This window comes from Anaerococcus tetradius ATCC 35098 (genome assembly GCF_000159095.1).
GTDB classification, from domain to species: domain Bacteria; phylum Bacillota; class Clostridia; order Tissierellales; family Peptoniphilaceae; genus Anaerococcus; species Anaerococcus tetradius.
In genome coordinates this window covers 411,234-425,881 of record NZ_GG666296.1, presented here as the reverse complement: position 1 = coordinate 425,881, position 14,648 = coordinate 411,234, and the positions used below count along the sequence as shown (strand labels likewise).

General features: G+C 31.8%; 12 protein-coding genes and 1 CRISPR repeat array. Of the genes, 4 read left to right on the top strand and 8 right to left on the bottom strand.

Features of this window, described 5'->3' with window-relative positions; translation table 11 throughout:
• Positions 1 to 2 precede the first annotated feature (2 nt).
• From pstC to HMPREF0077_RS05005, 8 genes are all read right to left on the bottom strand, one after another.
• Positions 3 to 866 carry a phosphate ABC transporter permease subunit PstC gene (gene pstC, locus HMPREF0077_RS05040; RefSeq protein WP_004836895.1) on the bottom strand — a complete coding sequence of 288 codons (864 nt, stop codon included), beginning with the start codon at positions 864 to 866 and terminating at the stop codon, positions 3 to 5.
• A 1-nt stretch (position 867) separates the two neighbouring features.
• Entirely contained in the window at positions 868 to 1,794 is a 927-nt protein-coding gene (locus HMPREF0077_RS05035) for a substrate-binding domain-containing protein (protein WP_004836894.1), read from the bottom strand.
• Positions 1,795 to 2,361: 567 nt separating this feature from the next.
• Positions 2,362 to 3,654: a CRISPR direct-repeat array (repeat unit 36 nt; unit sequence GTTTTACTTACTACTTAAATTACATAACTCTCAAAC).
• A gap of 39 nt (positions 3,655 to 3,693) precedes the next feature.
• Positions 3,694 to 4,362, bottom strand: coding sequence for a type II-A CRISPR-associated protein Csn2 (csn2, locus tag HMPREF0077_RS05030; RefSeq protein WP_004836892.1), 669 nt, complete (start codon positions 4,360 to 4,362; stop codon positions 3,694 to 3,696).
• 66 nt (positions 4,363 to 4,428) lie between these two features.
• Complete coding sequence (gene cas2 / locus HMPREF0077_RS05025; RefSeq protein WP_248596435.1) at positions 4,429 to 4,665, bottom strand: CRISPR-associated endonuclease Cas2; 237 nt, start codon at positions 4,663 to 4,665, stop codon at positions 4,429 to 4,431.
• 4 nt (positions 4,666 to 4,669) lie between these two features.
• Complete coding sequence (gene cas1, locus HMPREF0077_RS05020; RefSeq protein WP_004836890.1) at positions 4,670 to 5,548, bottom strand: type II CRISPR-associated endonuclease Cas1; 879 nt, start codon at positions 5,546 to 5,548, stop codon at positions 4,670 to 4,672.
• A complete protein-coding gene (gene cas9, locus HMPREF0077_RS05015; RefSeq protein WP_004836889.1) occupies positions 5,545 to 9,630 on the bottom strand; it encodes a type II CRISPR RNA-guided endonuclease Cas9 in 4,086 nt (1,361 codons plus the stop codon). Before cas9 ends, cas1 begins: the two co-directional genes overlap by 4 nt.
• Before the next feature lie 387 nt (positions 9,631 to 10,017).
• Entirely contained in the window at positions 10,018 to 10,260 is a 243-nt protein-coding gene (locus HMPREF0077_RS05010; RefSeq protein ID WP_004836888.1) for a putative Se/S carrier protein, read from the bottom strand.
• Position 10,261: 1 nt separating this feature from the next.
• Positions 10,262 to 11,410, bottom strand: a complete 1,149-nt coding sequence (locus HMPREF0077_RS05005; protein WP_004836887.1) for an aminotransferase class V-fold PLP-dependent enzyme — start codon at positions 11,408 to 11,410, stop codon at positions 10,262 to 10,264.
• 184 nt (positions 11,411 to 11,594) lie between these two features.
• On the opposite strand from HMPREF0077_RS05005, the gene selD reads away from it, so the two are divergent.
• The 4 genes from selD to HMPREF0077_RS04985 are packed head-to-tail and all read left to right on the top strand — an operon-like array spanning position 11,595 to position 14,604.
• Positions 11,595 to 12,608 (top strand): selenide, water dikinase SelD, encoded by a 1,014-nt coding sequence (gene selD, locus HMPREF0077_RS05000; RefSeq protein WP_004836886.1) that lies wholly within the window; start codon positions 11,595 to 11,597, stop codon positions 12,606 to 12,608.
• A 10-nt stretch (positions 12,609 to 12,618) separates the two neighbouring features.
• Positions 12,619 to 13,218, top strand: a complete 600-nt coding sequence (yedF, locus tag HMPREF0077_RS04995) for a sulfurtransferase-like selenium metabolism protein YedF (RefSeq protein WP_004836885.1) — start codon at positions 12,619 to 12,621, stop codon at positions 13,216 to 13,218.
• The gene (locus tag HMPREF0077_RS04990) at positions 13,212 to 13,475 is read left to right on the top strand and encodes a putative Se/S carrier-like protein (protein WP_004836884.1); all 264 of its coding nucleotides are present in this window, start codon (positions 13,212 to 13,214) and stop codon (positions 13,473 to 13,475) included. Before yedF ends, HMPREF0077_RS04990 begins: the two co-directional genes overlap by 7 nt.
• Positions 13,465 to 14,604, top strand: coding sequence for an aminotransferase class V-fold PLP-dependent enzyme (locus HMPREF0077_RS04985; RefSeq protein WP_004836883.1), 1,140 nt, complete (start codon positions 13,465 to 13,467; stop codon positions 14,602 to 14,604). The genes HMPREF0077_RS04990 and HMPREF0077_RS04985 overlap by 11 nt, the downstream gene beginning before the upstream one ends.
• Positions 14,605 to 14,648: the final 44 nt, after the last annotated feature.

Sequence of the window (14,648 nt, the reverse complement as noted above, 5' to 3'; positions counted from 1 at the left end):
TCCTAAAATTTCTTCTCATTTTTGTATCTGATTATATTAAATATAATATTGATAAGGAGGATGAAGAAGAAAAGAACCATAGCTGTAGCAATCAAGGCTTGTCTATGTAAGCCAGAAGCATAGCCCATCTCCAAAACTATATTTGTTGTAAGAGTCCTTGCCCCAGTTAGGATGGAGCCTGGAAGTCTTGGTTGATTTCCTACTACAAGGTAGACTGCCATAGTCTCTCCTATAGCCCTACCTATGGCAAGAATTATGGAAGAGAAAATCCCACTTTTTGCATAAGGGAGCATTACTTTTTGGATAGTTTCTTCCTTACTTGCACCCAGGGCAAGGGATCCTTGGTAAAAAGTAATCGGTACTTTTCTCAAAGAATTTTCTGAAATATTGACCATAGTTGGAAGAATCATAGTAGCAAGGAGGATTGATGCAGTAAGCATGGTCATACCACTTCTTAGACCAAAAAGACTCTTTATTATTGGAACTAAAACCATCATAGCGAAAAAACCATATACAACTGAGGGTATAGCCGCCATGAGATTGATTAATGCTTTAAGTGACGAATAACTTTTTTTAGCATAATAGGCCATAAATATTGATGTGCCTAAACCAAAAGGAAGAGCTATTAGGGTCGATAAAAAAGTAACAATGATCGATGCTATTATCATTGGAAAAATACCAAAGTAAGGATTGCTTGCTGTTGGCTTCCACTTAGTACCCGTCAAAAACGGAAGAAGTCCGTAGTCCCTAACAAACTTAATTCCCTCACTGAAAATGAAGAATATAATAAGAAAGATAAGCAATACGGACAAGACTGCTGATAATAGGAAAATTATCTCTCCGATTCTTTCCCTTGTTTTATTCATATTACTTTCCTAACTCACTGGTGTTTTTGATAGTGCCCTTGAAAATATCTTTTAATTGATCAACACTAACATCATCAAGTTTACTTTCCTTATTAACAACTATGGCTATACCATCTGTTGCAATAACAGAAACTTTAAGCTTGGCCTTTTCTTCATCCTTTAGTTCACGAGAAGCCATAGCTATTTGAGCTGCCCCATCAATACAAGCCTCAATACCTGATGATGAGCCATTGGATTGGATTTCGATTTTAGCATCTGGATTTAGCTTTTGATAAGCCTCTGCCATTTTTTCCATTAGGGGAGTAACTGAAGTAGAACCTGCCACAGTAATAGTTCCCTTAACTCCACTTGCCTCATACTTTTCAGTTTCTTTGATTGGAACGTAGCCTTTTTCCTTAACTATTTTTTGCCCTTGGTCTGACTTAACATATTTTAGGAAGTCCTTAGACAAATCATCAAGTCCAGCTTCCTTGTAAGCTAGGTTAAAGGGCCTAGAAATCTTGTAAGACTTATCAGCGACACTTTCTTCTGTAGCTTCAACACCATCAACCTTTAGGGCCTTAACAGTATCATTCAAAGAACCTAGAGATATATAGCCTATTGCATTAGCATCTTGGCTTACAGTTTGCATAACGCCATTTGTAGAATTTTGAACCACAGCATCATCAGTAGTCATATCTTCTTTTTTGCCATCTTTTTCTTCCTCAAGACCTACAATTTCAACAAAGGCTCCACGAGTACCAGACCCATCCTCCCTAGAAACTACAGTAAAATCATAATCTGCCTTATCCTTACTAGCTTCATTATTAGCTACTTCCTCTTTACTATCTTTAGGAGTATCAACTGCCTTATTATCATTTGAGCAAGCAGTAAATAACAAACCAAAAGAAAGAACTCCCACAAGAATCTTTGCATTATTAATTTTCATAAAATCTCCTTATTAAAATCATTTATTTTGTAAGTATATAATACAAGACAATTGTTTAGCTTATCTAAAACTCATGTAAAGTTTATGTAAAATATCTTTGCAAATAAAAGGGGAAAAGTCCTCGTCATGACTTGATTAATTCATCAATGCCAGACCTAAAAGAAGCTATTCCATCTTTAGATTTGACCACAATTTGATCAATATGAACCACAAAATCATCTGGCAAACTTAACAGATAAGTCATTATTCACTTCGCCTTAAAAGAAATCCTAATATCGTTAGATAGGCGTTATCCATGATAGTAAAATTTTTAATTTTCTTAACTCTTCTTACAATCATAAAATCTCATCAAAATCTTTCTACCAATATATAGAAAAAAAATCGGGAATTTTCCCCAAAAAAATACACTCCATAGGAGTGGATTTAAAATTTTAAAAAATTTATTATTTAAAAATGTAAGATTGGAACACAAAAATCATCTATAGGACTAAGGAGCTGATAATTTTTGCTTGCTAGCAAAATATATAACTCTCAAACTTTAATAATTTTTTTATCCTCAATTCATAAGTTTTACTTACTACTTAAATTACATAACTCTCAAACTTGTGGGATATGGGTTAATAAAGTCTTTTTGTTTTACTTACTACTTAAATTACATAACTCTCAAACTCTAATAATACGGATAATCTCTTATGATTAGTTTTACTTACTACTTAAATTACATAACTCTCAAACGGGACATTTATCCCTTTGCCGATGCAAAGGTTTTACTTACTACTTAAATTACATAACTCTCAAACTAAACATCTTATATCCACCAGCCAAGGCTCGTTTTACTTACTACTTAAATTACATAACTCTCAAACGATGGAGATAAACATTTCATAGATGATATAGTTTTACTTACTACTTAAATTACATAACTCTCAAACAGATTAGTGATCCTTGTTCCTTGATATAAAGTTTTACTTACTACTTAAATTACATAACTCTCAAACTCAAAGTTTGTATTTTGTATCATTGCTTTTGTTTTACTTACTACTTAAATTACATAACTCTCAAACCCATACCGTTTATAGTGGTCGGACTGCCTGCGTTTTACTTACTACTTAAATTACATAACTCTCAAACGGGGCTAAGAATACAGGCTTTACCTATACTGTTTTACTTACTACTTAAATTACATAACTCTCAAACTATTAATATATAATGACCTCCGGGAGTGAGGTTTTACTTACTACTTAAATTACATAACTCTCAAACATCGAGTATGTGAATGATGATGTTTTTCTGAGTTTTACTTACTACTTAAATTACATAACTCTCAAACAAATTGAAAGATAAATATAATAATTACTTAGTTTTACTTACTACTTAAATTACATAACTCTCAAACTTATAAGGGAAATGATAAGAAAGAGAAATTGTTTTACTTACTACTTAAATTACATAACTCTCAAACTAATCTTTAGCGTTGCCGCAATTTTCTATGGTTTTACTTACTACTTAAATTACATAACTCTCAAACTTAGAGGGAAATATGCTAATGAGTATTCTAGTTTTACTTACTACTTAAATTACATAACTCTCAAACATAGGGTTCTCCTTTAACTCCATTATAAACGTTTTACTTACTACTTAAATTACATAACTCTCAAACTAGGAAGAGATGCTGGAAAGAGATTTACCTGTTTTACTTACTACTTAAATTACATAACTCTCAAACGAATCACAAAGCATAGAAATAGGTCTACGCAGTTTTACTTACTACTTAAATTACATAACTCTCAAACTCATAAAAAGGTTAGGAATAAGGAGTTTTTGGTTTTACTTACTACTTAAATTACATAACTCTCAAACCTCAAATTAACGACTTTTGAGGTTTGAGGCTTTACTTTTTTAGATTTCTCCTAAATCTTCATCTATGATCCTAAGATTTTCATTAGGAAGAAGATCTCTATCTAACCTATTTTGTAAGCAAATTACTATAATATCATTATAGCACAGATATTCATTTAAATCATACAATTCTCTTTCTTCAAAGTAATCGTCAATTCCTACTATGAAGAATATTTTTTTATTTAGAAGTTTGTGGGATATATCAAGATATTCAATTATATTAGCCATCAAGCCTGTAAATTTTGTATCAATTTCTAATCCTACAGCCTTGAATATATATTTATAATCTACATCTTCATATTTGAAGTCATATTCACTTAACATTGATAGCTCTTCTAATAGCTTTGATAGAGCACTTTTAAAATTTCTATTATAACAATAGATATCTTCGTAAGTTATTTCCTGTCCTAATTTTTCATATAATTTAGCTAATATTTTGTTATCATTAGGATTTATGTTAAAAACATTTGTTATTAGTTCCGCAATTTTATTTAACTTTACTTCTTCTTCGTCTTCATAAAGAACAAATTCCTTAAGGTCTAAATTTATTGTATCTCTAACTGCCTGTATGATTTTTCTATAATATATTTTGTTTTCTAAAACAATTGTATTCAGTCTTTGTTCCTTTATTTCAAAGGACTTTTCTAGATATTCCGACGTTAGAATCATAAGATTATTAACCTCCTATCGTCGTTAATATATTCTCCATTTTCTTCACCTAATAGAATTTCCATTCTAGAATACTGTTTTTCTGTTACTGTTAACATTTGAACGAGTCCTTTTTTTTGGTAGATTTAATTTTACTTGATGAGCTATAGCAGTGGAATGTGCCATATTTTTAGTTATTTTCGTATACACTGATTCCTGCATCATCATAAATCCTTCTTTTATCAAAAATTTTCTAAAATTTCTGTAATTTTTTAAATCTATAGCACTTGTCGTTGGCAAGTCGAAAAATACTATTATTCTCATAAATCTATAACTCATAAGCAGGAAACAGCATTGTTGAAGTATCTTTATTGTTGAGTGCATCCACTATTGATTTACAATATATATGACATGCTTGATTAAAATACCATTCTTTTTGATCTATTTTCACTTTTTTATTTAATAGATTTATTAATCTTTTTTTGTGACATTTTTCAAATCTATTGTAATCCATATCTAAGACCTCCCTATCTACCATTGGCCTCCATGGTTCAATTAAATCGCTTGATAAATTAAATTGATTATATATGTTTTCATGAAATATACCTAACTGAGTCAGATATCCCATGGAAACAACACATCTATTTATTGCCGATAGTATTATTGAATATCCATAATTTAGGTTAGCGTTTAGATTAGTATCGTCATTTCTAGAAAAGTCATTTCCAAATAAGGAATTGAAATAAACTTTAGCTGCATGAGCTTCCCTATTAGTTGAGTCAAATATTTCCACTTGCCCCAAATATCCTTCAAGAAGATTTGATTTTTCCAGTCTAAAAGATTTTAACAGATGCATCTGATTTTTTATTTTTTCTTCAACAATTCTCTTCCATACTTCACCTTTTATGTCGCTGGTCCACCTTATTTGTGCCCTTATTTTTTCACTAGAATTGTATGAGTTATAGTAGGAACTTAGTTCTGCGCTTGGATTTCCTTTTTCATCACAAATTATTAATTTTATTTTTTGCTTTTGTATCTCATTTATTAGGGCAAGGGTAATTGATGCTTCTGTAGTTGTAACTATTATGTGTGATATATCCTTCAAATATATCCTACTTATGTTATTTTCAAAGTCCCTAACTATCATATGACCCATTTTTAGAAATAACTTAGATCTTTTTGATATTACAACTGTTCTCCATGTCATATATTTGCCAAATCCTCTTCAGTTTCGTAGAGCCCTGTTATTGATTGATTAATAATTTTTATATCCTTGTTATTTATTTTCTTGTTAATTTTAGTTTTTCCTGTATTTTTAGGTAAACCTATATATTCCAAATTTACCGCATTATTTTCCCTACCAAATAATATTAACATCTGTGTCAAGGTTTTTATTTGCTCTTCAATGCTTAAATGTTCAAATTTAGGCCTAGCTAATTTGATTTCTTTTAATTTGATATTTACCCTGTTTTTGTAAATTGAGTTTTCAAATTTGTCTACAAATAAATCAAATAATTTTATATTTTCTTCCTTGCTTAACTTATCAAATATGTTTATTTGATAATCTTTATTTTCATCTAACTTATACTTGTAATTTTCAATTTTCTTTATATATTTACTAGTATTTTTATCTAGTATTAGCTGCACACCACCACTAATAAGTATTCCATTTCCTGACTTGCCAGCTAAATTATATGGAAATTTATCTATCTTCAATAGACTTCCTATTTTTATTTTATCTCTTAATATTTTAGCTGATTTTATACCTAAGATATTTTGAAGATAATTTATTACTGAGCCTTTTTCACCATTTTTTTCTTTTTTGTAGATAAAGCTTGGGATAGCTTCTAGGATTCTATTGTGTTTTTCATCTTCTAGCAATACAAAGTAAGCGTTTTTTATACCAGAATAACCACCATATTTATTAGTATCAGATTTATTATTATTCTCTTTTATCGGAAACTTACCATTACCTTTTCTTACGATATTTTCATCAAATAAATCTTCACATTTTATATAAGTTCTTCGTGTAACCCTTATATCATTTTTTGACAAGTTCTTTAATACAGTTGCTATACTTCCATCTTGATTTTCTTCTTTTCTCTCAGCAAGCCATGCTATTTTTTCATTTCTTATGACATCATAATCATAGATTTTCTCTAGATTATAGCTTCTATTTTTCGAATTATTTTTTATGAAATTCAAAGGGTTGGACGTAAATTTTGTATCAAATACATTTCCTACAACTATATTTAGGTATGCATCATGGGCATGGTGTAGATCATTTATGCTCCTACACTTCAAAATATCAAATTTTCTTCTGAAATCGGATACGTTTTTTGCTTTCACATATACTATTTTAGAATCAGGGCATAGCCTTTTTAGCATATTTGCAGTTTCTTTTGTAGCTTGTCTTGTTTCAACAAGTTGTCTTGCTATGAAATCACCTAATTCCTCGTCCGTAAATGGAGACTTCCTTATTAACCTTGCATATTTTTTATCGCCTATAAGCTCCTTTTCATTTAGCATTTTCCAAAAGGCTAAAAGTTTGTTTTTATCTTTGTTTAATACTCTATCAGGTATAGGATATTCATTAGATTTATCAAGATTTAATTGTTTTTTAACCAAAACTCTGTTTTCAATAGAATCATCGTAAATTTTAGATTTTGGGTAAATATGATCTTGGTCATATAAGTTTTTGTTACTTAATTCTTCCAAATCTATTGGATCTAAAGAATACATACATCTACCAAATTGAGTGTAATACAAATAAAGATTGTCCCATCTAAAATCACTTTCGGATTTATTTTTTATTTCGTTATTTAGTTTATCATATTCATCAGGGCCAAATAATTTTATAAATTGTTTTTTGGAATCAGTGTATAGTTTTTCTAGTCTAGATTTTCTTGACATTTTTCTAGTAGGCTTATCTTCCTTAGATCTGGCCATTTCTATAAAAATCTTTTTAGGATCTGAATTTTTTATATTTTTTATCTCATCTACGATTTGGAAGCTTTGCCAAAGCATCCTTTTAGCAGGAGATGATAGATATAAGTCATCTAAGTAGTCAATATTTATTTTTTCATCTGTGTAATATTTGCTATTCAATTTTTCTATTTCATCTTTAAAAGTGAAAACATTGGCCATTAATTGCATAATATTATAATTGTAATTTCTCATAAATCCTATAATATTATCAATTTCACCAGTATTTTTGTCAGAGGCCTTAATTCCCACTAATAGTTTTTTAGAAAATCTTCCCCAATCCTTAAATTTAAGTTTTGCAATCTTACTTATCTGATCATCACTTAAGTCGAGCTTATTTTCATTTTTTATTTTCTTTTGGATAAAACTTTTGTCATCTCCATATAAACTAATATCCCTAATTATTTTTTCAACTTCTTTTCTATATATATCATCATCGATTTTTTCGCCAATTATATCTTTAAAAGCAATATAAGACTTAAGTCCTTGTTTGAAATCACCATCTATGCCAGTTATTACAATATCTCCACTCATGTTCTCTTTTTCTTTGATATAAGATATAAGCCTTTTTCGAGTGACTTTCTTGTATTTTTTAAATAATTCTTCATAAATACTTTTCTTTAAATCAGTATTTATAGACTGACCATTGATTTTAAGATTGTTTAGCTCATTTAAAACCATATATTCCTGATAAAGCAAGGAATCCTTTGGTAGAACTGTTTCATCTAATAAAAAACTACATTTATTTAATTTATTTTCTATAAAAGCTTCTCTACTAGCGTCTATATCAACCATATCTTCAAAGTTCCATGGAGTTACTTTTCCTTTTGCTAATCTTTTAACCCAAGATGTGGTAAAGTTTTTTTCTTCATTATAGGAAGGGTTAAGAGGTCCTATATAATAAGGTATTCTAAAAGTTAAAAGTGAAATGATTTTCTCCTTTACGCTTATACCTTTTTCGTCAACTTCGTTTAGAAATTTATGATATTTAGATTGATTATCGATAATCTTCCTTAATTCGATTTCCCTTAGCTGATATGGAATAACAGAATTTTCCTTAGTTCTTTGCTTGGGCACGAAATTTTTTTTGTCTATTTCAGATAAGATATATTTAATATCCTCATCTGAATCATTCTCCTTGATATCTTTAAGTATTTTTACAATATATTTGTAAAAACCATCGGAATCAGTATTATCTTCAGCTTGTACTTTTTTATTTTTGTTAATTCCAGTTCTAGTATATGAAAGATAATTGTTTTTAATATTTTCATCCCTGAAAATATTATCATATTCTGATTTTTTATATTTTTTTATTATCTTTTTTAGTAATTTAAGGTCTCTTTTATGTTTGTTATAGGAATTAATCATTGAAGATGAAATATATTTTCCACCATCTGGACTAATACTAGCAGAAGATAACATAGTTTCAAGTACAGAAGCATCATGAATATCTTTTAAAATTTCAACAAGTTCAAATCTATCTTCTAAAACTTCTTCAAATAATTCTCTTCCTTCATCGAAGTTGGAATTTTTAAAAGATAAACTATTATAGTCAAGGTTTTTTAGTTCATCATCATCAAACATATTTGACAATTTGATACTTCCACCAGCTATGAGATTAGCTATACCTACTTCCAAGTTAGTTTTCCTAAGTAATTCTTTAATCTTCTTTGACTTCTCACTTATATTTAAGTTTTGATTAACAAGAATCTCTATTAATTTATCATTATCAAAGTCAAGGCAGATATTGTAAAATTGATCCAAGTGTGATTTTAACTTATTTATATTATTATTTAGACTAGAATTAACATCAAACTTCTGACCTTCAAAAATAAAGTGTCCCCTATTTTTTATTAGATAGTGGCAAGCGAGATAAAGTAGCCTAATATCTTTCTTTTCATCATTTTCAATCAAATCCATTATAAGATGAAAAATTGTAGGATATTTATTGTGATAATCCTTGTCATTAAATTCTTTGTCGTTAAATAGTGCATATCTAGAATCTTGAGATTTATCTTCATAATGAAGGTCGCTCTCTTTTTTCCTAATGAAGAACGATTCATCTACTTTTGAAATTTCTACATCAAATAATTCCATTAATAGATTAAGCCTTTGGATCTTTCTTTGCCTCATCCTTCTTGCTTGTCTATGAATTCTTCTTGATTCAGCAGTTTTTGCTTCATCAAAGAGCCTAATTCCCCACATATTTTTCTTTTTAAATCTTTCAATATTATAATTTTCATCAGTAACTGCCCAGCCAACAGAGTTTGTTCCTATATCCAATCCTAAATAATAATTTCCCATATTTCCTCCAATTATTTGACAAAAACGATTTCAACAATATAATGTTAGTACTTAAATTACTAACGAGTTCAAATAAAAATTTATTCAATTCGCCTACCTGTAGTAGGTTGTACGCTGTGTACACTAAACTTGCATTTGCAAGTTTTTTATTTATAAAATTATTATATCATAATCTTTCTTCTCAATTAAAATTATAGTAAATTTATTTTAGAATTTGCATATGATATAATTACCATCAATTTTCGATATACAATTTATAAGAAATAATACTTTATCAAATTTCTTCCATATTTATACTTATAAATCCCATGATTATCGATATTATTCATAATTAAAAAACAAGTAATTTCTTACTTGTCTATTTTTCTAAGAACTAGCTAGTTTCCTTTATTTTTTTGCCTTTGGAATCTTTTTTTCTTCTTCAATTTTATATATTTTGGCGTAGTTTATTTGTTTATCAGCTAGCCTTGTTTTTGCTTGGTCTTCTTCTAGAGTGGATTTAAAGGCGAGACCGCAGGAGGCTGATAGGAAGTTGGGGATGGGTATTAATTGGCCGGGAAAGTCATTAGCCTTTGCGAAAAGTTCCATCATCATGGCATCTGTTGTTGTGTCGAAGGTTATTACTATCATTTTAATCTCCCAGTATTTCTTTTAGGGCGGCTATTGTTTGATCTATTTCTTCTTTTTCATTGAAGTAGGAGAAGGAAAATCTCACTATGCCGTCTTTTTCTGTACCCAAGGCCTTGTGGGCTAGGGGTGCACAGTGGACGCCTGCTCTTGTTGATATGTCGTATTTTTCAGCTAGTATTTTAGAAATTTCATCAGATGAAAGTTTCTTTGAGCTGATTGATACTATGCCAGCCCTATTTTCTAAATTGTCATCTCCATAGATTATTATTTGAGGCACTTCTTTTAGTCTTTTTGTAAAGTAGCTTAGTAGGTCTTTTTCCTTATCTCTTATTTTGTTAAGGCCTATATCATTTATAAAGTCAAGGCCTGCATTAAGGGAGAGTATGCCATAAGCATTGATTGTTCCTGCTTCAAGGGCTTCGGGCATCTTTGTCGGATGAATTTTATCAAAGGAATTTATGCCTGAGCCACCAACTTTGATAGGTCTTGGATTTAGACCCTCCCTAACATATATGCCCCCTATGCCTTGGATGGCGAAAAGGGATTTATGACCTGTAAAGCACAAGACGTCGATTCCATATTTTTCTACATCTATGTACAAAAGTCCTGCACTTTGTGCAGAATCTACAATTAGGATGAGGCCATGGGCTTTGGCAAAGGTAGAAATTCTTCTAAGGTCGGTGATGTTGCCACTTAGGTTTGAGACATGACTTATTACTATGGCCCTGGTATTTTCTTTTAGCAAGTCTTCTAGGCTATCAAGGTCTAATATAGCCCTAATCCTTTTGTCTTTTTTTATATCTATGTAAGAGATGGTAGTTCCCTTAGCCTCCTTTAGATAGAGGGGTCTTAGGACTGAGTTATGTTCCATCACGCTTGTTATGACATGACTTTCCCCATCTATGAAAGAAGAAATTGCAATGTTTAAGGCTTCTGTTGCGTTGTTGGTGAAGGAAATTCTTCTCGGGTCTTTGATATTAAAAAACTTGGCAAGCTTAATCCTTGTTTCAAGAACCATCCTTGAAGTTTCTAGGCTGATTTTATTGAAACCCCTAGAAGGATTGCCAATTTTGTTAAAATTTTCCATAAGCCTATCCCTAACTAGGTCTGGCTTAATAAGACTTGTCGCTGCATTGTCTAAGTAAATCATGATAACTCCCTTCTAATATAGCTTGCATAAAACTATTATCTAATATATACTAGGCTTTGTCAATCGTTATCTTTAAGCCATCTAGCTGTATTTCCCTCTACTTAGAAAAGTTTATAAGTTTTTGTGAAAACATTTTTCTGTTTGTTTTTAAAAAATATTCGGTAAAATATTAATAGGAGGTTTTATGAAAAACTTAGAAGTGTGCGGTGGATGTAATGCAAAAATCTCCGCCGGCAATTTGGATAAATTGCTTTTTGATATTAAACCCTACAAGAGAGCTGACATCCTTGTCGGCTTTGACAAGAAGGATGATGCAGCAGTTATTGATATTGATGGAGAAACTTGCGTGATTCAGACCTTGGATTTTTTTCCAACTATGGTAGAAGACCCCTATCTTTTTGGTCAGATTGCAGCAGCCAACGCCCTAAGCGATGTCTATGCTATGGGTGGCGAAGTCCTTTGTGCCCTTAATATTGTTACTTTTCCTCTAGAAGAGGATTTTTCCATCCTAAAGGAAATCCTTCGTGGTGGTAATGATAAGGTTTGCGAAGCTAAGGCTAGCCTTACTGGTGGTCATTCCATCCACGATAAGACTATTAAATATGGTCTTTCTGTTACAGGCAAGGTCAATAAAAAGGATATTTGGCAAAACAACACTCCCCAAGATAAGGATGTAATTTTGCTTACAAAAAAATTAGGTACAGGTCTTCTTACAGCGAATTTCGCCCAGGGTCTTGTTAAAGAAGCGGACTTTTTGGCTTGCACAGAGCAAATGGCAAGGCTAAATAAGTACGCAAGAGATATTTTTGTAAAGTATGATATCCATGCAGCAACGGATATTACAGGCTTCGGCCTTTTAGGGCACTTATCTGAGATGGCAGGAGATGATTTTTCTATAGTTATTGATAGCAAGAAAGTCCCTATCCTTAGACCAAGTCTTGACCTTGCGAGAGATTTCCTTTACACCTCAGGAGGACAGAATAATAGGAATTTCCTAGCTGATAAGCTAGAATTTATGATTGATGATTTTGCCATGGAGGAAGTTCTCTTTGACCCTCAAACTTCTGGTGGTCTTTGTGTAGCAGTTGGTGAAAAAGAAGCAGAAAAAATTATAGAAGAATTTAGGGAAAATGATATGGATATTTGGCAAATCGGCCGAGTAATGAAGAAAAGATCCTACGCCCTAATTGTAAAATAAAGGAGATTTTATGAAAAAAATAGATTGTTTAGGAAAAGTTTGTCCCATTCCAGTAATCGAAACTAAGAAAATGATTAAGGAAAATCCAGAAGAAAAAGATTTTGAAATCCTAGTTGATAATGAAGTTGCAACTGAAAATCTAAAAAAGATGGCAAAGGAGCTTAAAATCGAATCAACTTGCGAAAAAATCGAAAATGGCCTTTATAGGGTTAGCCTAAAGAAAAATGAGGCCAGCCAATGTGAGCTTATAGAAGATACTAGTTCAATAGATACTTCTTCTTATGTAGTTGCTATTTCTGATGATAGGATGGGTAAGGGCGATGAAGAATTTTCAAAAAGCCTACTCGAAGGCTTTATCTATGCCCTAACCGAGCAAGATGTAATTCCAGAGAAGGTAATTTTCTATAACAGGGGAGTAATGCTCACCAGTGTAAATGAAAAAACTGTCGAAGACCTCCAAAACTTGGCTTCCAAGGGTGTAGAAATCCTATCTTGTGGCCTTTGTCTTGGAAATTATAAGCTAAAGGAAAAACTTAAAGTCGGAGAAATTACAAATATGTATAAAATCGTAGAAATCCTAAGAAGTCATCATGTAGTTAGCCCATGCTAGATAAGACTTTTATCCTTTTTTCCTTCGAAAAGTTTGAAGAACCTACGGCAGCCCTAGATAAGCTAAAAGATTTAGAAAAGGCAAGGCTAATTCCCCTACCCAGTCAAATTGATGCAGGATGTGGCTTTGCCCTTAGGATTTTGGAAAGAGATTTGCCCCTCGCCCTAAATAGACTTACTAAAAGAGATTATGATGGGATATTTTTGATGAAAAGAGATAAAAATGGAAGGATGTTAATAGAAAAATATGTATTTTGATAATTCTGCAACTAGCCTTCACAAGCCCCAAGCCCTAAAAGAAAAGTTCATAGAGCTTATAGAATCAGAAAAATATGGCAACCCCGCAAGGTCAGGTCATCTTCTTTCACAAAATACCATGCTTGCTATCTACGAGACTAAAAAGTCCCTAGCAAGACTTGCCCACATAGCTAATCCTTCTGACATAGTCCTTACAGAAAATGCGACCTATGCCCTAAATTTTGCTATCAAAAGCCTAGTTGAGAAGAAAGACCATGTGATAAGTTCGACAAGCGAGCACAATTCTGTCCTCCGTCCCCTCTATCAAAGTGGCTGTGAGCTTTCCTTGGTCGATTTTGATGAAAATTTCGACCTTGACTACGGAGCCCTTGAGAAAGAATTGAGGAAAAATAGCAAATTTCTAATTATAAATTCAGCTTCAAATCTTCTTGGAGAAGCCAAGGACCTAGACCGTCTTTACGACTTTGCCAAGGCCAATAAGCTAATAATGATAGTTGACCTCGCCCAATCCTTTGGCCTACTTGATATGAACCTTAGTAAATACGATAATTCTATCTTTGCCTTCACAGGTCATAAGTCCCTCTATGGGCCGAGCGGAACAGGAGGGCTGATAAAAAATGGTGAATTTCCCTTTAAAGAAGTTTTTTCTGGAGGAAGTGGGATAGATTCCTTTGCTAAGACCATGCCCTGTGCCTTTCCTCAGATTTTTGAAGTTGGAACGGCTAATTTCTTAAATCAAATAGCCCTAAAGACTAGTGTTGATTTTATTCTTGATGAGGGAATAGAAAAAATCAGAGCTAAGTCCCTAAGGCTTGCGAGAAGTTTTTACAAGAAAGCTTCAGCAATTGATGGAATAAAATTCTACTCAAAAGATGATAAAAATCTTAAAACTCCCATAGTTTCTTTAAATATCAAAGACCTTCCATCAGGCGAAGTCGCCATGATTTTGGATGAAGACTACAACATCCAAACAAGGCCTGGAGCCCACTGCTCTCCCCTAATTCATAAGCACTTGGGCACAGAAGTCCAAGGCCTTGTGAGATTTTCTTTTTCATATTTTAATAGCTTTGAGGAAGTCGATAAGGCTGTAGAGGCTCTTTTTCATATAGCAAGAAGCCTTAGCGACTAATGATATAAGCAAAAAAGCTGGTGCTTAGACCAAATGCCCTTACA